This window comes from Akkermansia massiliensis (assembly GCF_023516715.1).
Classification (GTDB): Bacteria; Verrucomicrobiota; Verrucomicrobiia; order Verrucomicrobiales; family Akkermansiaceae; genus Akkermansia; species Akkermansia massiliensis.
Genome location: NZ_JAMGSI010000002.1, coordinates 1,076,807 through 1,096,903, shown reverse-complemented (window position 1 = coordinate 1,096,903; position 20,097 = coordinate 1,076,807). Strand labels below are relative to the sequence as shown.

General features: G+C 53.0%; 17 protein-coding genes and 1 pseudogene. 5 read left to right on the top strand and 13 right to left on the bottom strand.

Annotated features, from left to right (window positions below; genetic code table 11):
* Positions 1 to 13: 13 nt before the first annotated feature.
* The 4 genes from M8N44_RS12250 to M8N44_RS12235 all read right to left on the bottom strand — a co-directional run bounded on the left by M8N44_RS12250 (position 14) and on the right by M8N44_RS12235 (position 3,836).
* Complete coding sequence (locus M8N44_RS12250; RefSeq protein ID WP_022396446.1) at positions 14 to 952, bottom strand: glycosyltransferase family 2 protein; 939 nt, start codon at positions 950 to 952, stop codon at positions 14 to 16.
* Positions 949 to 1,449 (bottom strand): GNAT family N-acetyltransferase, encoded by a 501-nt coding sequence (locus M8N44_RS12245; RefSeq protein WP_102722630.1) that lies wholly within the window; start codon positions 1,447 to 1,449, stop codon positions 949 to 951. Before M8N44_RS12245 ends, M8N44_RS12250 begins: the two co-directional genes overlap by 4 nt.
* Entirely contained in the window at positions 1,446 to 2,585 is a 1,140-nt protein-coding gene (gene rffA / locus M8N44_RS12240; RefSeq protein WP_102728736.1) for a dTDP-4-amino-4,6-dideoxygalactose transaminase, read from the bottom strand. Before rffA ends, M8N44_RS12245 begins: the two co-directional genes overlap by 4 nt.
* A gap of 129 nt (positions 2,586 to 2,714) precedes the next feature.
* Complete coding sequence (locus M8N44_RS12235) at positions 2,715 to 3,836, bottom strand: acyltransferase family protein (RefSeq protein ID WP_102722628.1); 1,122 nt, start codon at positions 3,834 to 3,836, stop codon at positions 2,715 to 2,717.
* A 121-nt stretch (positions 3,837 to 3,957) separates the two neighbouring features.
* Between M8N44_RS12235 and M8N44_RS12230 the strand changes: the two genes are divergently transcribed.
* On the top strand, positions 3,958 to 4,545 hold the full coding sequence (locus M8N44_RS12230; protein ID WP_215451146.1) for a SprT-like domain-containing protein: 588 nt from the start codon (positions 3,958 to 3,960) through the stop codon (positions 4,543 to 4,545).
* Between the two features lie 252 nt (positions 4,546 to 4,797).
* Here the strand turns inward: M8N44_RS12230 and M8N44_RS12225 are convergent, their stop codons facing one another.
* The 3 genes and pseudogenes from M8N44_RS12225 to M8N44_RS12215 all read right to left on the bottom strand — a co-directional run bounded on the left by M8N44_RS12225 (position 4,798) and on the right by M8N44_RS12215 (position 8,017).
* Positions 4,798 to 5,802, bottom strand: a complete 1,005-nt coding sequence (locus tag M8N44_RS12225; protein WP_102728738.1) for a hypothetical protein — start codon at positions 5,800 to 5,802, stop codon at positions 4,798 to 4,800.
* A gap of 394 nt (positions 5,803 to 6,196) precedes the next feature.
* Positions 6,197 to 7,738 (bottom strand): annotated as a pseudogene (locus tag M8N44_RS12220) (RHS repeat domain-containing protein); the annotation flags it as partial.
* Positions 7,739 to 7,777: 39 nt separating this feature from the next.
* Positions 7,778 to 8,017: a hypothetical protein gene (locus M8N44_RS12215; protein ID WP_102722625.1), complete on the bottom strand. Its 240-nt coding sequence runs from the start codon at positions 8,015 to 8,017 to the stop codon at positions 7,778 to 7,780.
* 336 nt (positions 8,018 to 8,353) lie between these two features.
* On the opposite strand from M8N44_RS12215, the gene M8N44_RS12210 reads away from it, so the two are divergent.
* Positions 8,354 to 8,611 carry a hypothetical protein gene (locus tag M8N44_RS12210; protein WP_212656407.1) on the top strand — a complete coding sequence of 86 codons (258 nt, stop codon included), beginning with the start codon at positions 8,354 to 8,356 and terminating at the stop codon, positions 8,609 to 8,611.
* Positions 8,512 to 8,889 (top strand): SprT-like domain-containing protein, encoded by a 378-nt coding sequence (locus M8N44_RS12205; RefSeq protein ID WP_102722623.1) that lies wholly within the window; start codon positions 8,512 to 8,514, stop codon positions 8,887 to 8,889. The genes M8N44_RS12210 and M8N44_RS12205 overlap by 100 nt, the downstream gene beginning before the upstream one ends.
* A 546-nt stretch (positions 8,890 to 9,435) precedes the next feature.
* Here M8N44_RS12205 and M8N44_RS12200 read toward each other — a convergent pair.
* Together M8N44_RS12200 and M8N44_RS14130 are read right to left on the bottom strand one after the other, a co-directional pair.
* The gene (locus M8N44_RS12200) at positions 9,436 to 9,954 is read right to left on the bottom strand and encodes a hypothetical protein (RefSeq protein ID WP_146018222.1); all 519 of its coding nucleotides are present in this window, start codon (positions 9,952 to 9,954) and stop codon (positions 9,436 to 9,438) included.
* Positions 9,935 to 10,897 carry an RHS repeat domain-containing protein gene (locus tag M8N44_RS14130; RefSeq protein WP_420883569.1) on the bottom strand — a complete coding sequence of 321 codons (963 nt, stop codon included), beginning with the start codon at positions 10,895 to 10,897 and terminating at the stop codon, positions 9,935 to 9,937. Before M8N44_RS14130 ends, M8N44_RS12200 begins: the two co-directional genes overlap by 20 nt.
* Before the next feature lie 4,294 nt (positions 10,898 to 15,191).
* Between M8N44_RS14130 and M8N44_RS12190 the strand changes: the two genes are divergently transcribed.
* Positions 15,192 to 15,911, top strand: coding sequence for a hypothetical protein (locus M8N44_RS12190; protein WP_249853116.1), 720 nt, complete (start codon positions 15,192 to 15,194; stop codon positions 15,909 to 15,911).
* Between the two features lie 83 nt (positions 15,912 to 15,994).
* Entirely contained in the window at positions 15,995 to 16,360 is a 366-nt protein-coding gene (locus M8N44_RS12185) for a hypothetical protein (RefSeq protein WP_102728743.1), read from the top strand.
* Between the two features lie 348 nt (positions 16,361 to 16,708).
* On the opposite strand, the gene M8N44_RS12180 is transcribed toward M8N44_RS12185, so the two are convergent.
* The 4 genes from M8N44_RS12180 to atpG all read right to left on the bottom strand — a co-directional run bounded on the left by M8N44_RS12180 (position 16,709) and on the right by atpG (position 20,087).
* Positions 16,709 to 17,266: a DUF5069 domain-containing protein gene (locus M8N44_RS12180; RefSeq protein WP_102722701.1), complete on the bottom strand. Its 558-nt coding sequence runs from the start codon at positions 17,264 to 17,266 to the stop codon at positions 16,709 to 16,711.
* Complete coding sequence (gene atpC / locus M8N44_RS12175) at positions 17,263 to 17,685, bottom strand: ATP synthase F1 subunit epsilon (RefSeq protein ID WP_102712071.1); 423 nt, start codon at positions 17,683 to 17,685, stop codon at positions 17,263 to 17,265. The genes M8N44_RS12180 and atpC overlap by 4 nt, the downstream gene beginning before the upstream one ends.
* Positions 17,686 to 17,709: 24 nt before the next feature.
* Positions 17,710 to 19,137 carry a F0F1 ATP synthase subunit beta gene (atpD, locus tag M8N44_RS12170; RefSeq protein WP_102728842.1) on the bottom strand — a complete coding sequence of 476 codons (1,428 nt, stop codon included), beginning with the start codon at positions 19,135 to 19,137 and terminating at the stop codon, positions 17,710 to 17,712.
* A 77-nt stretch (positions 19,138 to 19,214) separates the two neighbouring features.
* Complete coding sequence (atpG, locus tag M8N44_RS12165; protein ID WP_102728744.1) at positions 19,215 to 20,087, bottom strand: ATP synthase F1 subunit gamma; 873 nt, start codon at positions 20,085 to 20,087, stop codon at positions 19,215 to 19,217.
* Between the last annotated feature and the right edge of the window lie 10 nt (positions 20,088 to 20,097).

Below are 20,097 nucleotides of genomic sequence, written 5' to 3'. Positions count from 1 at the left end.
AGAGCGGAGGAACTCACTCATACCGGCGCGCCACCACTACGGCGGGCCTGTGCTTGGTCTCCTTGTAAATCTTGGAAATGTAAATGCCGATGACCCCCAGGCTCATCAGAATCAGACCGCCGACCAGCCAGATGGAGGCCACGGAGGAGGCCCAGCCGGGAGGCGCCACATTGTACAAAAGCTGGCGCACAACCACCCAGATGACGTACAGCATGGCAATCAGGGTGACCCCCAGTCCGAAGTAGGAAATGTACACCAGCGGCCTGGCGCTGTAGGAAACCACGGAATTCATCGCCAGCGCCATCTTCTTGCGGAAGGTGTAGGTGGTGGGGGAAGAGGACGCCTTCTTCACCGTGCACGGCACCTGCCGGAAGCCGGCGGAAACGCACAGGCCGAAGAAAAAGGGCTCCCGGTCCTGGAATTTCAACATCTCCCGCAGGAAACGCGCGCTCATCAGCCGCGCCGTGACCATGTTCCTGGTAATCTGCTGGTCGGAAAGCAGGTTGAACAGCGTGTAAAACAACTCTCCGGAAACGGCTTCAAACAGGCCGCCCTTTCTCTTCTCCTGCACGCCGTACACCACGTCCGCCCCGGTGGAGGCCATCTCCCGGGAAAAATCCGCCAGCCATTCGGGGGCTTCCTCCAGATCACTGTCAATCAGGAACACGCGCTCTCCGCGGGCTTCCTCGCAGGCTACGTACATGGCCAGATGGTGGCCGAAATTGCGGGACAAATCCACCACGCGCACCCGGCTGTCCTTTTCCCGTTCCTTCAGGGCCTGTTCCAGCCCTCCCCTGGGGCAGCCGTCATTCACCAGCACCACCTCTGTGCGGGAGGGGTCATAACCCGCCTCAAGCGCGGCAGCAAAACTGCGGGAACAGAACTCCGCCAGATAGCCACCCGTGCAGTACACGGTAGCCACAATGGACAGTTGAACCTGTGGATCAGTCATAACATTTTTACATACATCAGAACGCGCTTTCTTTCCCCGTTCTTCTCGCACTCCCCGTCCTCTTCCGGGGCATGGGAAAATCCCATGCGTTCATGAAAACGGATGGAAGCGGCGTTATTCTCCAGAATCCGGGCGTACAGCCGTTCCAGCTCCAGCTCTGTTGCAGCCAGCTCCATCATCCGCGCATACGCGGCGGAAGCCGGGCGCAGTTCCCTGAATCCCCGGTCATACAGATAAATGCCTATCTCACCGCGGCGCGCGGCGCGGTCAAACCACGGCAGGTACACCAGCCCCAGCGGCACCCGGTCCGCGTAAATCACGCAGGCAAGGGCGTCCTCACCGCGGATATTCCTTTCCAGCCATGCCTGGTGCTGGTCCTCCGTTACCTGGTCCAGCAGAAAAAAAGGGCTGACCGCGTCGGAATTGCGCCACATGCGGAGCTGCATGCGCATGGACTCGTCCACATCGGACACGTTGACCAGGTGAATCTTCATCATTCTTCAAACTCTTCCAGGCCGAACCCGGCCCGCAGCACTTCCCGGCAGCCCTCTTCCCCCAGGTCATAATACAGGGGAAGCCTCAGCAGCGTTTCACTGGTGCGGTCCGTATGCGGCATGGGGCCGGCACAACGCCCAAACCTCACCCCGGCGGGGGAGGAATGCAGGGGGATGTAATGGAACACGGCCTTGATTCCGCATTCCGCCAGTTTGCCAATCAGGCTGGTGCGCTCCTCCAGAGAATTGAGCAGGATGTAATACATGTGCGCGTTGTGCGCGCAGTGTTCCGGAACGCACGGACGCCGCAGGACGCCCTGTTTTTCCAGGGGTTCCAGCGCGCGGTGGTACATATTCCACCACTTCAGTCTTTCCCCGTTGATCTCCTGCCCGTGTTCAAGCTGGGCGTACAAATAGGCGGCTGTCATCTCTCCGGGCAGGTAGGATGAGCCTACGTCCACCCAGGTATACTTGTCTACCTGGCCGCGGAAAAACTTGGCCCGGTTGGTTCCTTTTTCCCGGATAATCTCCGCGCGCTCCATCAGCTCCCGATCATTCACCAGCAGGGCGCCGCCCTCTCCGGAAATGACGTTCTTGGTCTCATGGAAGCTGTAGCACCCCAAATGGCCGATGGAACCGAGTCTGCGCCCCCTGTAACAGGAGCCTACGCCCTGGGCGGCGTCTTCAATCACGTACAAATGGTGCCGCCGGGCAATCTCCATAATCGCATCCATCTCGCACGCCACGCCCGCATAATGAACTACGCAGATGGCGCGGGTGCGGTCCGTGATGGCCGCTTCAATCAGCGTCTCGTCAATATTCTGCGTATCCGGCCTGATGTCCACGAACACCGGAACGCCGCCGCGCAGCACAAACGCGTTCGCCGTGGAGACGAACGTATAGGAAGGCATGATAATCTCGTCCCCCGGGCGGCAATCGATCAGCAGGGCCGCCATTTCCAAAGCCGCGGTTCCGGAATGGACTAGCAGGGCCTTTCCGGCCCCGGTGCGCTCCATAAGCAGCTCATGGCATTTCTTCGTATAATAGCCGTCCCCGCATAAATGGGCACGCTGGATGGCGTCCCGGATATAATCCAGTTCGGGACCGTGTTTGTGAGGTTGGTTGAAAGGAATCTCCATGGCTCCAGAAAGGACCGGCTCATGACGAACGCCCGGCGCAGGCATGCCGGTCCACGCGGAAAACGCTCCACGCGGCAGCGCCGCCCGCACGCGGAAGACCCTACTATGAACGGAGGGCTGAAAACAAGCCTAGACCTTGATGAAGGTCCGGTTTTTGTACATGTAATACAGCACGCCCCAAATCAGGGCGTAATTGCACAAATAAAAGACAAACCGGTTCGCATCCCCGAAACACTCGCTGAACCCGGTAAACAGCACCCGGGAGAAATTGCGCGTGGGGGGGCACAGCTCCGCCCACATGTACACGAAAATGGCATTGCTCCCGATCACGGAGAAAAAGAACGTCAGCCAGTTCAGTTTCAGCACATCCGTCAGCAGGTAGAACAGGGCCAGCAGGAAATAGCACCATCCCGCCGCCCACAATACCATGGAGCTGGTGAACAAATGCTTGATGATAGGAAAATCCAGGCTCCAGACATATCCCAGAATCAGGCAGCCCGCACCTGCGCCAAGCAGCCACGCCAGCTTCTTCCCGTGCCCCTGCACCCCTTTCAGAATCTGGCCGCCCAGCAGCCCGAGCATGGTCATGGCCCCAAAGCCGAACTGGGCCAGAATCCACGCGTAATTCGTCTTATCCTGCCAATCCCCCATCAGGTACTTGTCCAGCAGCAGTGCCAGGTTCCGTCCCGGTTCCAGCATCCCTGCCGTGCAGGAACCCACTACGGGGTCGGAAAAAGGAACGAACTTCATGACCAGCCAGTACACAACCAGCAACAGCCCTGTTACCACTACCTGCCACCGGATGGACAGATGAAGAAGGCAAATGGCCGCAATCAAGTAGCCGGAGGCGATGGCCTGGAGCGTATTGCAGTACAGGGACATCTTGGACGGTTCAAAACTCAGCAGGTTCCCCTGCACCACCATCCCCAGCAAAAAAAGCACCACCACCCGCTTGGCCACCTTCAGGTAAATCTTCCACATGGGTTCCGTGCCGATGCGCCTGGAAAAGGAAAACGGCATGGCTGTCCCCACAATGAACAGGAAAAGGGGCATCACCAGGTCCCAGGCCGCAAACCCCTCCCAGTTCACGTGCGCGCTGTGCTTCACCAGCCATGCGGGGCTCTGGTCATAAAAAAGATTGATGCCGGCTACCACCAGCGCCAAGCCTCCGGTCAGAAAAAACATGTCAAAACCCCGCAGGGCGTCAATGGCCGCAATCCTCTGCGGCTTGGTACCGGAAGCTGAACTCATAGTGATATTCCCTATTACGGAGCCCTTCCCTTCAACCTTTCCGCATGCTTTCTTTTTCCGCGATCCTGCAAAGAAAAACGGTCGTTCCGTAAAAAAGACGCCCCCCTGCGGCAACTCCGTCATGATGACCTTCTCCGTATTTCCTTCCCCGCGTTCCGTGCTATGCTCTCCCCGCAGCATGACCATCGGGAACCTCCAATCCGGCAACCGCGACAGCTTCCGGGACATTGAAATCTACGCCCGGCTGAAAATGGATGAACTGGGCCTCCCGGACTGGAAATTCGGCTGGGACCGCGCCCGCAGGAGGCTGGGCGTATGCCGCCTGCTGGAAAAAAGCATCTCCCTCTCCGTCCACTTTGTCCGCGCCAATCTGGAAGCCCCCCATGAAATCCGTGACACCATCCTGCATGAAATAGCCCACGCCCTGGCCTGGACACGCCACGGAGAACGCACCCACGGCCCGCGGTGGAAACAAATCTGCCGGGAAATAGGGGCCGTCCCCTGCGCTGCCGCCAAACCGGACGCCATCCGCGTCACCACATACAAGTACCTTCTGCGCCTGAAAACGACGGGCGAAGTCGTCGGCAAATACCACCGCCGCCCCGCCTTTGCCAAACATCTCAAGCGCATGGCCCTGAAAGGGCGCCCCGACACCCTGGGGCAACTGGAATTGATTCCCAGCGAAAAACAGGATACGTCATTATCATAAAAGCTCACCTTCTGCATTCTTCCAGCGGGTCATCAGGGAGTTGTACCGGCATTCGTATGTGGTCATTGTTTGACCATTCCATCCTGACCGTTGCCGATGGCAGTCACAAGATTGAGTTGGAATGGTAGATATTACTGCGAAGTTTGGCGTTGGGATAGGAGAGCCGGTAAAAGAAAACGCCGATCTTGTCACATGCGGTTTACCGCCTATATCCACAGACATTATTTCTTCATTACTTTTACTTTAAAGTATCTATTGTACTTCAGGCTTTTCATCCGATATGACTGGATACACAAATTGATGTAAAAACTCCGAATGCAGAATAAGAGCAATATCCATGATCATATCCTGGAATTTGGTCAAATTTTCATCATTCACAATGGATGAACTTTTTTTCCATTCCAGATCATTGGGCATTCGGATATAAAATAGTTCGGAATCCGATATTTCTTCTTTCCGTTGAAAACGTAATTGGGAAAACAAGGTTTTCATTTTTGAAAACAGATCATTTGAAATGATAAGACCTCTTGTGACACCATCCAAACTAAGAGCCATTTCCCAATACTCTTGTTGAGATAATTTACGCAACCCATATTGATGTTCCAGTTGCTCGTAACCTGCTGGAATCGGCAATGTCTTATGAAAAAATAAATCATTGAACAAGTGCATTTTATCATTTTTGATCATGGCGTAATAAATATACTTCCCGCGAATTGACAACCCAGCTGTATATTGGAAATCCAAAAATAAAATCCGGATGCTGTCGGGATAATCTTTCGGGAATAATATATTCCATAACCGCTTCGAATCAAACTGATCAGCCAAATAATTATGATTATCTTTATTTTTTAATTCATTATTTGCTTTGAATTGATGGGCAATCCATAATTGCTCATATACCCCAAGATGAGCAAACTCAGACGTATTATAAATCAGTCTATATAAATACTGATATTTTCTGACTACGCGACTAATATACTCGCTGCACCACACAAGCCATGATTTGTCTTTCAAATCAGTTCTGCCGGTGAAATATGAACATAAGGCAACCCATGGCATATTTTGGTATTGGATCATGGAAAGGGTTCCTCCGTATTCCTGCATATTCAAGGAACCTATATCTACCCACTCCATTCCAAGTCTTCTCGGTGAATGTTGAAATAGACTCATGGTATCTGAAAGCTGTTTCAAAAGACATGGCAATAGTTGTATGGCTTGCAGTTCAGGAGCATTGATATAATCAGTCAAACTGTACATCCAGCAGGGCATTAAATTTAGGTATTCATACCAGAAATGCGTGAACGGGTAATAATGCCGATACAGGAGTTGCTGGCGACATATCCTCCATGTCTTAATGCCATATGGGTTACTGGGCAAATCCGGTGATATGGGAAATTCCAGCCATGAGAGAGAGCCTGATTCAGGATAGATTTTCCGCAATTCTGATTCCAACAAATTGTTCTTATCTTTTTCCAAATTTCCCCAACATGGATCACTCACCAAGTAAAAAATCTGTATATCACTATCGTTAAGACTCTTGCTGCTGGAATCTGTAGAAGATACAAATATATCATCTAAGTTTGCAGAAGACTCTCGCAGGTGATCATCCCCCCACGAAAAAGAACCTAAACATAAATATATTATTAAGATATTAGTGCCTAGTCTTCCCAGATTTCGGAGGACGTGGCTTCGGTAGTAAAGGTTTTCCGTGTTCATCTAAAATAACAATATTTGCTTCTTTATTTGATTGAGGGTCATCGATCTGTCGCGCTACCAAGATAGCTGTGAAATCTTCTTCTGAGAATTGTGTTTTTATATCTTGATCCAACGTTTTTAGTCTGAGAGCTTTGCGAGCTGGTTTCGGAGTACTTTGGATAACATATGCAGGGACACTTTCAGGATTGTCCATTTTAGGAACTCTATGTCCATTAGCCCATACAAATCCATATCCAGTACGTTCATCTTCTGGAGAAAGGGAACCAGGTCCAAATACGCCTTCCAACCTTCCGCCTAGAACGAACCCTGTTTTTTCATTTATACCATCGTGTTTGAATACGATATTGTGAGAATGCCAAATTGCTACTTCACAATAATTTTTTGGAGCTACTTCTGGTTGGTGGTGATATGTTTTACTCTCTGCTTCGTGATTACTTACTTTATATGAATAGGAATTAGCTGTTTTTTTTCTAAATAAAGCCCCTCCATGCTCGACAGTTTGCCTGCCACTTAACATCTTAAAATTAGCTTTTTTAATAATTTTACTTAGTGCAGCTAAAATATGCTTAGATACTTCTTTTTTCAAGAATTTTGTTGCATTATCATAATCATCCATCAAAGCAGGCTTTAATCCTAATAAGTCTAATTTATTTATCACAGCATTTCCTGAAAATGCATATAAATTTGCTCCCCCCTGTTCATCAATAGGATCCCTGTTAATCCATCTGCCGTCTGTAGGATTCAGGTAGCGGTAATTGTAGTAGATCAGGTCAAGCTCGTCGTCCATGAACTCGCAGGAAAACCTGAACTTGTTTTCCTGAGCCCTGTCGCCCTGCGCCGTGATTAGGGCTCCAAGGGGGGCATACTCATAGCGCGCCCTTCGCGTCTGCTTACAGTCAAAGATGGAAGTGACGTTCTTCAGAGCATCGTGCATGAAGCAAAAATGTTCCTTTATTCCCGTACCATTATCCTTCCAGCTGGTCATCATCAAGATACGCGAGGCCATCGGTTCCGTCGGATCCCACAGATAGGTTTTCGCAAGTCTGTAAGAAGGGCGCATCAAATCCAGTTGGGCCACCTGCAAATAGCCCCGGTAGAGGAACCAGCAATAGCTGGCTGTTAATCCGTTGACGGTGACCTTCTTGCTGAAGCGTCTTCCCTGGTAGTCGTAGCCGCAGGTAAGGACAGTCCGTCCGTCTTTGCTGGTAAAAATTACAGGGCGGTCATTGGCATCATAGCTCACTTTCCAAATGCCGATAGAAGTCTTGATTCTGGTCTGATTGCCGTCTGCATCGTAAGTGGGAATGAATGGTTCCGTATTTCTGGTAATGTCCGTGTACTGGTTAAGCCGGTCGGCATTGTAGGATACTTCTTCCTCCAGTTCCCGTGCAGTCTTGCGGTTGCCGATGTTGTCGTACCGGTAGCTGTAGCTGCCTCTCTCCCTGAGTTGATCTCCAGTCAATTCACTGCGGCTGTTGTAGGTAAAATCTCTTACTGTGGCAGGAAGGGCGGCATCTCAGGAGTCCCGGCGTTGAACTGGACGCGTCAGGGCATCATACTGGTATTCATGGCCGGCGGCCATGCCTCCATTTCCCTGTTTCTCATAGCCAATGGAAGCCACGAGGTTGAGCTTGGGATGGTAGATGTTTCTGCGAACCATGCCGTTGGGGTAGGTGAGCCGATTGAGGAAGCCGCTGGTTTCATCGTATTCCCAAGTGAAGGAAGAGGCCAAACCATCCAGATTCACCCCAATCATGCCACCTTTCCGATCGTAGTCAAGATGGGAGCGCTGCACCGTGCGGGGCTCTGGTCATAAAAAAGATTGATGCCGGCCACTACCAGGGCCAGCCCCCCGTCAGGAAAAACATGTCAAAAACCCGCAGGGCGTCAATGGCCGCAATCCTCTGCGGCTTGGTACCGGAAGCTGAAATCATAGTGATATCCCCTATTACGGAGCCCTGCCCTTCAACCTTTCCGCATGCTTTCTTTTTCCGCGATTCCGCAAAGAAAAACGTCTGTTTCCGTAAAAAAACCATACCCTCCGCGGCAACTCCGTCATGATGACCTTCTCCGTATTTCCTCCCCACACTCCGTGCTATGCTCTCCCCGCAGCATGACCATCGGGAACCTCCAATCCGGCAACCGCGACAGCTTCCGGGACATTGAAATTTATGCCCGCCTGAAAATGGATGAACTGGACCTCCCGGATTGGAAATTCGGCTGGGACCGTGCCCGCAGGCGGCTGGGCGTATGCCGCCTGCTGGAAAAAAGCATCTCCCTCTCCGTCCACTTTGTCCGCGCCAATCTGGAAGCCCCCATGAAATCCGTGACACCATCCTGCATGAGATAGCCCACGCCCTGGCCTGGACACGCCACGGAGAACGCACCCACGGCCCGCGGTGGAAACAAATCTGCCGGGAAATAGGGGCCGTTCCCTGCGCCGCCGCCAAACCGGACGCCATCCGCGTCACCACATACAAGTACCTTCTGCGCCTGAAAACGACGGGAGAGGTTGTGGGAAAGTACCACCGCCGCCCCGCCTTCGCCAAACACCTCAAGCGCATGGCCCTGAAAGGGCGCCCCGACACGTTGGGCCAGTTGGAGCTGGCGCCTTATGAAAAAGAATGACCAAGGGTGGCATACAAAATTTCTGATATTGTCGCATTAATATCAAAAGTTTCCTCTCTGCCTGGTTTGACTTTCGATCGGTCCACCACAGCTATTGTAACAATCGCCAAGCCTGGCTTTTAAACTGGTGCGGCATTTGAAGAATATCCAAAACAACGACAGGAATATTTGAAACCTACATACTTGACTAATCATCCTTAAATAGTCATCTGATTCGTCCAAACCGGGCATCTCTCTTTTCATTAAATCCAATAAATAAAAAATGGAAAGAAACTGTGAATTATTATTAAAATTTAATGATATAAATTTCTAAGTATATCATTCAAAAATTGTTCACCTTCAAATAATAAAAAGATGTAAAATAGTCTCATTAGTCAAGTATATAGATTCCTCAAAAACACCGGAACGGCTATACAACCCAGCAAAGCTATCTGCTATAAATCAGCAAAAGCAAACCCTCCGGAAAATGCAACTTTCCGGAGGGTTTGGAAATATTAAAATCTTACGTCTAACCCTGTAACGCTTTTTCAGGACGAACCATACCTATCATTTTGTCAATTCCATAGCTTTACATCGTTGATTCCCTTCTGCTGACCAAGCGTATTCAATATGGAGCAATTTAATTGACATATCTTGAATTTCAAAAGTGAAAAGAACACAATCCGGATCACGTTTCATTCCATTTTCTTCTGGCAACGGAGGCAAGTCGGTGGAATTCAACGTAAATTGATAAATATCCTTCCCTTTTAATTGCAACTGAATCGGCAATATACTCCTATTCGTAAATAATACCAATCGGTCACCATTTCGAATATTTTTCAATTTTCCCTTTCCCTTGATATCTTCCGTATAGATAGTGCTTTTATTATGATAAAAAGAACCAACAGGATTAATAATTTTTTGAAAAAACGAATTATCTCTCTCAAGAGAGATGAAAGCCTTTACAGGTATCTCGTCTTGATTTTTTATGGTTACTTCCAATTGCTCTTTTCCAAATAAATTCATTAAAGAAAAAGGAATTAAAATTAATAAAATAATTAGAATCTTATTTCTTACATTTTTCATTTTCGTCGAATTCATCATTTCCTGGTTGAGATTCTGGAGGATCATAATCACCGCCAATACAATTCCTATAAGCAGTTTTCCATGTTGTATTGCTGTTATTGCCTAAAGGCTTATAGATATAACATTCTTGATTTATTTTTTCCATTTCTTTTTGGATACAACTATAGGCTATTGAACACATTCTTTCACTCACGATAGCTACAGTCTCACAACGATCAGGATTGCTTTCGGCATCATTAAGATCTTCAGTGATACCTACGCTGAGAGGATCCGTTCCATTTGAAATCGAACCACATCCTCCAATGACATTCCCCCATGAGCCACAACATCCCTTACAATGAGAGCTTTGTCCATTTCCGTTACCACTACCGCTACTACCGCTACTACCACCAGCACCGCTACTTTTTCCTCTTCCTGTAGGACCTCCTCTACATCCTCTGGAGGGGCCTGACGAAGAGACAAACCTGATCACGCAATGGGCTCTGCTAAAGACCGCTACAGGCCTGCAACAAATTTGGATTGAACATCCTTCTTGCGGAGGTGTTGGTGCAGGAGGTGTTGGTGCAGGAGGTGTTGGTGCAGGAGGAAAAATAGGAACTTCAACGATTCCAGAAGCACCTCCATTGTAGGGGGGTATTTTACCTAATAAATCCACTTCTATGTTAATTCTATTCCTAATAAATGCATACAAATTCCAACCTCCTTGTTCCTGAATGGGATCCCTGTTGATCCATCTTCCGTCTGTGGGATTGAGGTGGCGGTAATTGTAGTAAACGAGTCCCAGTTCGTCATCCATGTACTCGCAAGAAAAGCGGAACCTACTTTCCTGAGCCATGTTTCTCTCTGCCACAATAAGTCTGCCAAAGGGTGCATACTCATAGCGAGCTCTTCGCGTTTGGTAATCATCAAAGATAGAAGTGACATTTTTCAATGCATCGTGCATGAAGCAAAGATGCTGATCAATGGTTGTTCCACCGTTTTTCCAATTAGTCAACATCAGAACGCGTGTAGCGGTCGGTTCCGTCGGATCCCACAAATAGCTTTTTACCAGCAAAGGTTCAGGATGCATCAAATCCAGCTCGGCTACCTGCAAATAGCCTCGGTACAAGTACCAGCAATGGCTGGATATTGTTCCATTGACGGTGACTTTCTTCTCGAAGCGCCTTCCCTGGTAGTCGTAGCCGCAAGTGATGGCCGTTCGGCCATCCTGGCTGGTGAAGACAACGGGGCGGTCGTTGGCGTCGTAACTGATTTCCCAGATACCTGTCGAGGTCCTGATGCGGGTCTGGTTGCCATCTGCATCGTAAGTGGGAGTGAATGAAACTTCATTCACGGTCATGTCCATGTACTGATTGAGGCTATTGGCCGCATACGAGACTTCCTCTTCCAGTTCCTGAACAGTCTTGCGGTTGCCAATGTTATCGTACCGATAGTTGAAGCTCCCACCCTGCCGGATTTGATCTTTGACCAGTTCACTGCGTTTGTTATAGGTAAAATCTCTTATCGTCGCAGGAGTGGCAGCATCCCATGAGTCCCGGCGTTGAGTGGGACGCATCAGCGCGTCGTAGTCGTATTCGTGGCCGGCCGCCAATTCGCCATCCGCGCCCTTCCTGTAACCGATGGCGGTTACGAGGTTGAGCCTGGGATGGTAAGTATTGCTGCGGACCATGCCATTGGGGTAGGTGAGATGGTTGAGGAAGCCGCTGGTTGGATCGTACCGCCAGGTAAAGGAAGACTCCAGTCCTTCCAGATTCATCCTAATAATGCCACCCTGATGGTCATAGTCAAGATGGGAGTGCTGCACGGTGCGTGTGCCGAGCATCAGGCGATATCCGTTGGAACGCCCCTGGGCATCGTATTCTTCCTGAGTGCAGCTTTCCACACCTCCAAAGAAAGTGTCCTGGATCATGCGGCCGTAGGAATCGTAGGAAAATTCCCTGATGCCGGAGGCATCGGAGATAGAGACCACTTGACCTAGATGGTTATAAGAATAGAGCCAGGATATGGTTTCATCGCTGTGAGAAATGGAGACAAGTTCTCCGGTCAATGGCGCGTAGATATAGCTAGCGACGATCCCTCTGGCCTTGGTCAATGTCTCCAGACGGTTGAGTCCGTCGTAGGTTTTGGAGACACAGGACCCGTCTGCATAGGTCTTCTTAAGTTCCAGCCCCGTAGCCACGTGGTAGAGCCAAGTGGTGGTGTCTCCGTCAGTACGGCCGGAAGGATTATTCGTAATATCCCCTTCATCCATCCTGAAAGTAGTCAACGCCACCATGTGATCGGCTTCGTCGTAGGCGAAACAGGCCGGCTGAATGGCGGTGCCGTACTCGGCTATCTTTCTGCCGCGGATGTCGTAGGAATAGCAGGTAGTGCCTCCCAGCCCGTCGGTGATGGAAGCCACGGCATTGCAGCAGGGAAGGTAGCTGGTGGTGGTCATGGTGCCGGATGCGTCCGTGATCTTGACAGTACGTCCTGCAAGATCCGTTTCCTCAATAGTAGTGTTGCCGCGGCCGTCGGTTTTTTCTAGAATCATGCCTGTGGAGATATAGAAGCGCTGCTGTGAGGCATGGATGCCGGTGTGATTCGTTTGACTTACCATAAAGCCGTCTACGATGACAGATTCGGCTATAATATCCGAAGTCGGAATCTGGTTGAACCGGGCGCGTTTAGTCGGAGCGGTATACTCCGTCCACTGGATGCTCTGCTGCCCGTAGACGTCTGTGGTGATGGATTTGTTTTCCAGAATTGCACTGAGCCTGGAAATCATATTCTCCGTGGTTTGAGTGAGGGGGCAACCGTCGGCATTGTAGGTAGTGGAAGTGTGCACCTGGTAGATGCCGTCTTCCCGAACCCGGAAGCAGGATGAGGTTTCCGATATCCTGTTTTTTGAAGTATCCTCCGGATGGAGAGTGTCCAAGAGAACAGTTCGTCTTATGGCTTGCCCCAGTTCACTGTAAGTGGTGACCGTGGGTGCCAAATCTTCCTTTTGGGTGTGTACGAGCAGTCCTTTCTCATTGTAGGCATTCCTGGTTGTTACGAATCCCCCCTTCGTATTGGGTTGTTCCTGCCGGACGGTTTGGCCAAAACCGTTTTCCAGATTGCGTGAGAGAATGGCTCCTTTGGACAAAGTGGTGGTCAGGATGCCTTCTTCTGTCAGCTCCAGCCGGGTCTCCATCTCTCGCTGGCCGGTTCCGCCTTGTAAGATGGTAGTCCCGTCATAGTACCTCTTGGTAAGTAGTGTGGCTCCCGAAGGAGTAGTGATGGTTGTTGTAAGGTAGTCCTCTCTGTATTCCGTTCGTGTCACTCTGCCAAGTATATCCGTAGAGGAAACTACTCGTCCCAGATCGTCGTACTGCGCCCCTTCTACCGTGGTCATGGCTCCTATGTCGCGGCGTGTCGAAACCTTTCTTCCCGCCGCATCATAGCTGTAGGAAGTAATTGTTTCCGGAGTGGTTTCCGTCGCCGAGCGAATGGTTTCCTCCAGCTGCTTGGCCGAGTTGTAGCCGTAGCTGGTGGTGATGCCGTCTTCGTCAGTTTCCCTCAACGGGCCACAGCACATCCATTCCGTCGTGCTGGTGCGCCCGTTGCCCTTCGTCGTCTTGACGAGCCTCTGTTCGTCATCGTACTCGTAGTCCTCCGAGGCAATCAGCGACCAGTCCTCTCCGGTGTGAACGTATTGTTCTTTCCTGGTGGTGGCGCCGTTTTCAGCGATGTATTGCACGTTTCGTGTACTTTGTCCCGGAACGATGCTTCCGTTGGCCTGCACGGTCTCCGTCTCCTTGTGGAGGGCTCCGTATTCCGCGGCTGCTTCATAGGAATAAACCCTCTGGACGCCATTGACGCCCTGGCTCATCTTCCGCCTGCCCCGGGCGTAGGGATACTCCGCCGCCTCGCCGTAGGTTTCAGAGATACTGATATGTGTGTTTTCCGACCCCAACGCCGTTTCCTTCACCGTGGTGCGGCTGACCTGCGGACTGTCTTCATACGTGTAAGTGCGCTTGAGAAGTTCCGTTTCCGTTCCATCCTCGGCAATGACCACCTTAGTTTCCGTGGCTGGCCTGAAGTCGTTAAAGCGCAAGTCGGCGTAAGTGGTTCGGGTCCCTCTCTCCCCGCCTCCGGCCCAGGGAGCAGCGGAAAGCACGGTTCTGCCCTGGTCATCGTACTCGTAGCGCGTGTAACCGCCGTCGGGCTTGATCTCCAGAGACACCCGGAACTGGTCGTTATAGGTATAGAGGGTGGTTCGGGCCAGAGGTGTGTTGTATCCCTCCGTCCGGCTGATAGTCAGCCAGCCCCCGTCGGTGTACTTCTTCACCGTGCGGGTACAGGAAGAAGGCGTTTCCTCGTCGATGCCGCGCAAGCTCTCAATCATTTCCCATTTGCCTCCGGGGAGGACATTTTTCTCCACCGTTCGCACGGTGCGCTCATCCCCCTCTCCCTGAATGGTCGTCACCTTGTTGCCTTCCGTCCTTCGCTGCGTCCGGAAGACAGGCATCCCTTCCCTCTGTTCGGCGATATCCATCACCTGCACGCCCTGGTCGTCACTCAATTCATAGCTGACCGTCTTGTAAGGAGTTCCAGTGCCGGCAAAGCCGCGCGCATTCTTGCTCACCTGGCCGGGAGCGTACCATTCCAGGGTGAGCCTGTTGCCTTCCCCAACCGCCTGGAGCAGTCCCTGGGACTTGGACCAGATGCTTTGAATGGCTCCCGTGGAAGGATGGCGGTTCACCTTCATCTGCCGGGAATAATCTTCCGCCGTGGTTTCCACGCCGGAGGCGGAAACCATGGAGACGACCTTTCCGGTGGCTGCCGAGAAGCGCAGGGTGCGCCCATTGCTCTGGACCATGTCCAGATAGGCGGGAGAGCCGCCGGTGCAGGGAGACTTGTCGGCATTCAGCTTCTGAACCTTGTAGTTCAACTTGCGCGAACTTCCGGAGACGGAGGCTTCGGCATGGCCGTCAGAACTCTGGAAGGAGATGGAACTGCCCGTGGGTCGTTTGACGGAGATCTGTCCGGTTTCGGGATTGCAGGAGGCGCTCCATTCGAGAGGGTGCTTGTAGCGCAGGGTGATGGAAGAGAGGGCGGAAGGTTCGGCAAGGGTGCGGGGAACGGGGAAATTACTTCCTCCTGCCCCTCCTGAGTCTCCGGTTCCTACTTCCAGTAAGCCTTCGCAGTCGTCGGCTCCATCCGGGTTGCCGCCGAAGAAATGGGAGGTGTTCTTGCTGCAATCGGACTGTTCGATGTCTTCGTCGCAATCACAGGAACAGGGGCACGGGCAACCGCCTTCCTCCGGCTCGCTGGAGGAAGAAGAGAGGGAACTGGAACTACTGCTGGAAGAGGAACTAGAGCTGGAAGAACTCGATGAACTTGACGAGGACCAGGAAGAACTGCTTGACGAGGAAGAGCTGGAGCTACTCAAGGAACTTGAGGACGAAGAACTCGAACTGCTGGAGGACGACGAACTGGAAGAAGAACTGCTGGAACTGCTCGAGGAAGAGCTGGAAGACGGAGCGCTGCTGGAGGAAGTTGGTGTTTCAGGCACCAAGGAACTGCTGTGGAAACTGGAAGACGACCAGCTGCTGGAAGAAGATGACGAGGAAGAACTCGAACTGCTGGAAGACGACGAACTGGAAGACGACGAACTGGAAGACGACGAACTGGAAGACGACGAACTGGAAGACGACGAACTGGAAGACGACGAACTGGAAGACGATGGAGCGCTGCTGGAAGAATCCGGAGGCTCGGGAGCCGAAGAACTCTGCCAGGAGCTGGAAGACGAACTGCTCGAGGAGGAAGAGCTCGAACTGCTGCTGGGCTTGGGGTCAAACTCAAAGGAATCTCCTCCCCCTGCCGAGGAACTGCTAGACGAGTTCCCTTCCTCCTCTTCCTGGTACAGGTTGACCAGGGTTAGCACGGTTTCTCCTTCTTTGCCGGCAGGCGTGTTTTCCGCCAGCAGGTAATAGTCCAGGTCGGGCTCGCCTTCCTTGTCGCATATCAGGGCAATGCAGAACTCGGCTTCCGACCCCTGGTCGGGCTGGTGTTGATGGACGATGTGGCACCAGTAGTATCCCTGTTCGAACTGGATCTGGCGACAGAGAGGAGCGGAAGATCCGGCCTCCGTGGAGAGTTCCAGATCCTTGGCGGGAATGGAAAGGGAGATAGAAGAGTGGGCGTGGAGGTGGAGAAAACAGGTGGCGGGAGCCATGACCTTGAGGTATCCGAACCATTCGTGGCGGGAGGAGGAGGAAGCAGCGCGTTTGGGGATAAGGACAGGAGCGGAGAGGCCGTTGACCAGGAAGTTGCCCTGGGGCTGTCCGTTGGGGTACATGGGAATGAAGGGGTAGACGGTGTCCATGGCGCCGATGTTGAAAGTGTTGTTCATGGTAATGAAATGATGTTGGCTCAATAGTTGCGACTACCATGAGAACAAGAATTACCAGTGTAAACACGCCGGGAACGTTATGGTATTCAAATACACGATAATATTATCAACATAGGTATTTCATAAAATACATAATACTTCTTCTGATTCTCTTGATTAATCAAGGCGGCAATACAGATTTTTCCAGCGACCAGCTTTAAAGTCCCAATCAAGCACAAGACATCTGATCATCCATATCCAGGACGCTAGATACCGCCGGTCAGCGAACTTTCTTTCCTCCTATAAGATTTCCCTGGAAGCACCATCTAACCGAACGTCAGTTCTACAGACGCTCTGCTTCACCAAGCCTCCTCCCACCGTCACGATGCAGAAACATCATTCACCATCGACCGGTTTGGCCGTGGAACTCAGCGTGCACTGGCGCACGTAATCGTACACCTTGGGGTCACTGTCTCCCGCGGCCCAGACCACTCGCAGGAAGTCAGCGGGATGGATGTTGCCGTGTTCCCGGAAGAAGCGGCGGTCGTTCTCACAGCAGTAGATGATGTCATCCCCCATGGAGCCGGCCAGCTTGGCCCGCGCCTTGGCAATCAGGCGCGGAAGGTAGGGAAGGCCGCTGAGTTCATCCCCGAAGCCCGGCAGGTCATACCCGATGACGGGCTTGCCCTGGTAAAACTGCCCGTGCTGGATGGTCAGGAAGAAGTCCCTGCGCGCCGCGGCCATCAATAGTACCGTGGTGGGGGAAGGTTCTCCCGTGCGGGCATAGAGTTCCACAAAGTCAAACAGTTCCCGCGTGCGGCAGCCGATGGAGGACAGGAAGATGATTTCCTGGTCCGTAAAGAAGCCGTCCACATTCCTGTGACCTTCATGGTAACGCCCCACCGCCTCGCGGAAAAGGTCGTAAAACGTGTCGTTCCAGTCTTCCGCCATCATCTGCCCGGGGATTTGTGTTTGCGCTTGAAGTTGAGCATCATGATCTGCTTGGTCAGGTTCGCCTCAAACCGGGCCTGTTCCTCGCGGGACATTTCCGAGCGGGCCTTCAGCACTTCCTGCGCTTCCTGAATGGCCCGTTCCACGCTGCCTTCATCAATCTGGGAGGAGTTGAGGGCCAAGTCCGTCACCATCAGGACGTGGTCGTCATTGACCTGGACAAAGCCGGTTCCCACTACCATGCTTTCCTCCGGGCCATCCAGGGGCTTGTAGCGGAGTTCCCCCGGTTCCAAGGAGGTGATCAGGGCCGTATGGTGTTCCAGCACGCCCATCTCCCCGAGGCTGCCGGGCAGATACACGTATTCCACCGTGGCGGCAACGGCCACTTCATCCGGGGTAATGACTTTGAACTCCATGCTCATGGTGTGGAATTGCGGGAAAAGGGGTTATTCGGCGTCCTTTGCATCCTTGAGGACGTCATCTATGCCGCCGCGCATGAAGAAGGCGTCTTCCGGAACCATGTCCAGCTTGCCTTCCAGGATTTCCTTGAAACCACGGACGGTTTCCGAGACGGGCACGTAAGCGCCGGGAATGCTGGAGAAGACTTCCGCCACGTGGAAAGGCTGCGTCAGGAAGCGCTGGATCTTGCGGGCGCGGCTCACGATGAGCTTGTCTTCTTCCGAAAGCTCGTCCATGCCCAGAATGGCGATCATGTCCTGAAGGTCTTTGTAGCGCTGCAGCACCATCTGCACGCCGCGCGCCACCTCATAGTGCTCATTCCCCACGATTTCCGGGGCCAGGGCCTTGGAGGTGGAGGACAGCGGCTCCACCGCGGGGAACAGGCCCTGGGCGGCCAGGGAACGTTCCAGCACCACCGTGGAGTCCAGGTGGGCGAAGGTAGTGGCCGGGGCCGGGTCCGTCAGGTCGTCCGCAGGAACGTAAACGGCCTGCATGGAGGTGATGGAACCGTGCTTGGTGGAGGTGATGCGTTCCTGAAGGTCCGCCATTTCCTCCGCCAGGTTCGGCTGGTAGCCCACGGCGGACGGCGTGCGGCCCAGCAGGGCGGACACTTCCGACCCCGCCTGGGAGAAACGGAAAATGTTGTCAATGAAGAGAAGAACGTCCTTGTGCTCCTCATCGCGGAAGTATTCCGCCATGGTCAGGGCGGACAAAGCCACGCGCAGACGGGCGCCGGGAGGCTCGTTCATCTGGCCGTATACCAGCGCCACCTTGGATTCCTCCGGCTTTTCCAGGTTAATCACGCCGGATTCTATCATTTCATTGTACAGGTCGTTCCCTTCACGGGTGCGTTCCCCCACCCCGGCAAAGACGGAGAGGCCGCTGCGCGCCTTGGCAATGTTGTTGATGAGTTCCATGATGAGCACGGTCTTGCCCACCCCCGCGCCGCCGAAGGCGCCGATTTTGCCGCCTTTCAGGAAGGGGCAGATGAGGTCGATCACCTTGATGCCCGTCTCAAGCACTTCCGTGCTGGTGGATTGTTCCTCCAGCGGAGGGGCGCTGCGGTGAATGCTCTTTTTTCCGGCGCAGTCAAGGGCGCCGCGTTCGTCCACGGCGTCACCCAGCACATTGAAGATGCGGCCCAGCACGCACTGCCCCACCGGCACTTCAATGGGGTGCCCCGTATCCCGCACGGGCATGCCGCGGCGCAGGCCATCCGTGGAGCTCATGGCCACGGCGCGCACCCAGCCGTCACCGATGTGCTGCTGGACTTCCAGCACCAGGGTCTTGCGCTTTCCGTTAACTTCATAGTCCACTTCCAGCGCATTGAGCAGGGCCGGAAGCGTTTCAGCCTGGGAAAAATCCGCATCGACCACGGCGCCGATGATCTGAACGAGAGTGCCTGTGTTATTCATCATGAGAAAAACTTGGTGTTGAAATAAGAGGAGTGAGGGTTCTGTTTGAAAGGTGGGTGAATAAACGGAGTCCGGCGTTATTCCATGGCGCGCATGGCCGTGGTGATTTCCAGCAGTTCATTGGTGATCTGCGTCTGGCGGGCCTTGTTGTAGTCCAGGGTGAGGCCGTCGATGATGTTCTTGGCGTTTTCCGTGGCGCCCTTCATGGCCACCATGCGGGCGGAGTGCTCGGATGCGCGGGCTTCCAGCACGATCTGGACCAGGCCGTGGAAGACGTAAAGGGGCAGGATGGTATCCAGCAGGGCGGAGGGGCTGGGTTCCAGCAGGAATTGCTTGTGGGCATTTTCCCCGTCCAGGGCCGCGCCTCCGGCCTTCGCCATCTTCATCAACGGTTCCGGTTCAATGGGGAGAAGCTGGCGGAAGATAGGCTTCTGGACCATTGTGTTCACAAAGCCGGAGAAGGCTACGAAGACGCGCCCGTATTCCTCCGCCTTGAATTTCTGCACAATGAAGTCGAACACCGGCTTCAGTTCCAGCAGGGAGAGCGGGTCCGTCAGGCTCCAGGTGGCTTCCAGCCGTTCATTCCATTTGGCCAGCGCGGCGTTCAGCTTGCGGCCGATGGTGATGTAGTGGGCGTTTTCCGGAGCGTGCTCCCGGGTCATTTTGATGAGGTTGGCATTCAGGCCGCCGCAGAGGCCGCGGTCCGTGTTCACCAGCAGCACCAGGTCCGCGCCGCCGTGGGTCTGCATCAGGGGGCTGTTGCTGGTGTCTATTTCATCCTGGAGATGGTAGAGCACTTCCGCCAGGGCGCGGACATAGGGGCGCCCCTTCACGGCTTGGTCCTGGGCGCGGCGCATCTTGGCGGAGGCCACCATCTGCATCGCCCTGGTGATCTGGGACGTGTTTTTGACGGATTTGATCCGGCGTCTGATGTCTCTCAGGTTGCCCATGTTTCAGTGC

Excerpts from the sequence above, each read along its gene's own strand:
- M8N44_RS12215 (WP_102722625.1), bottom strand. The coding sequence starts at position 8,017 with ATGATTGGGGTGAATCTGGATGGTTTGGCCTCTTCCTTCACTTGGGAA.
- rffA (WP_102728736.1), bottom strand. The coding sequence starts at position 2,585 with ATGGAGATTCCTTTCAACCAACCTCACAAACACGGTCCCGAACTGGAT.
- M8N44_RS12230 (WP_215451146.1), top strand. The coding sequence starts at position 3,958 with ATGATGACCTTCTCCGTATTTCCTTCCCCGCGTTCCGTGCTATGCTCT.
- M8N44_RS12185 (WP_102728743.1), top strand. The coding sequence starts at position 15,995 with ATGGACGATGTGGCACCAGTAGTATCCCTGTTCGAACTGGATCTGGCG.
- M8N44_RS12225 (WP_102728738.1), bottom strand. The coding sequence starts at position 5,802 with ATGTACAGTTTGACTGATTATATCAATGCTCCTGAACTGCAAGCCATA.
- M8N44_RS12245 (WP_102722630.1), bottom strand. The coding sequence starts at position 1,449 with ATGATGAAGATTCACCTGGTCAACGTGTCCGATGTGGACGAGTCCATG.
- atpG (WP_102728744.1), bottom strand. The coding sequence starts at position 20,087 with ATGGGCAACCTGAGAGACATCAGACGCCGGATCAAATCCGTCAAAAAC.
- M8N44_RS12205 (WP_102722623.1), top strand. The coding sequence starts at position 8,512 with ATGCCGCCTGCTGGAAAAAAGCATCTCCCTCTCCGTCCACTTTGTCCG.
- M8N44_RS12235 (WP_102722628.1), bottom strand. The coding sequence starts at position 3,836 with ATGAGTTCAGCTTCCGGTACCAAGCCGCAGAGGATTGCGGCCATTGAC.
- M8N44_RS12180 (WP_102722701.1), bottom strand. The coding sequence starts at position 17,266 with ATGATGGCGGAAGACTGGAACGACACGTTTTACGACCTTTTCCGCGAG.
- M8N44_RS12250 (WP_022396446.1), bottom strand. The coding sequence starts at position 952 with ATGACTGATCCACAGGTTCAACTGTCCATTGTGGCTACCGTGTACTGC.
- M8N44_RS12200 (WP_146018222.1), bottom strand. The coding sequence starts at position 9,954 with ATGAAAAATGTAAGAAATAAGATTCTAATTATTTTATTAATTTTAATT.
- atpD (WP_102728842.1), bottom strand. The coding sequence starts at position 19,137 with ATGAATAACACAGGCACTCTCGTTCAGATCATCGGCGCCGTGGTCGAT.
- atpC (WP_102712071.1), bottom strand. The coding sequence starts at position 17,685 with ATGAGCATGGAGTTCAAAGTCATTACCCCGGATGAAGTGGCCGTTGCC.
- M8N44_RS12190 (WP_249853116.1), top strand. The coding sequence starts at position 15,192 with ATGTCTTCGTCGCAATCACAGGAACAGGGGCACGGGCAACCGCCTTCC.
- M8N44_RS14130 (WP_420883569.1), bottom strand. The coding sequence starts at position 10,897 with ATGCACGATGCATTGAAAAATGTCACTTCTATCTTTGATGATTACCAA.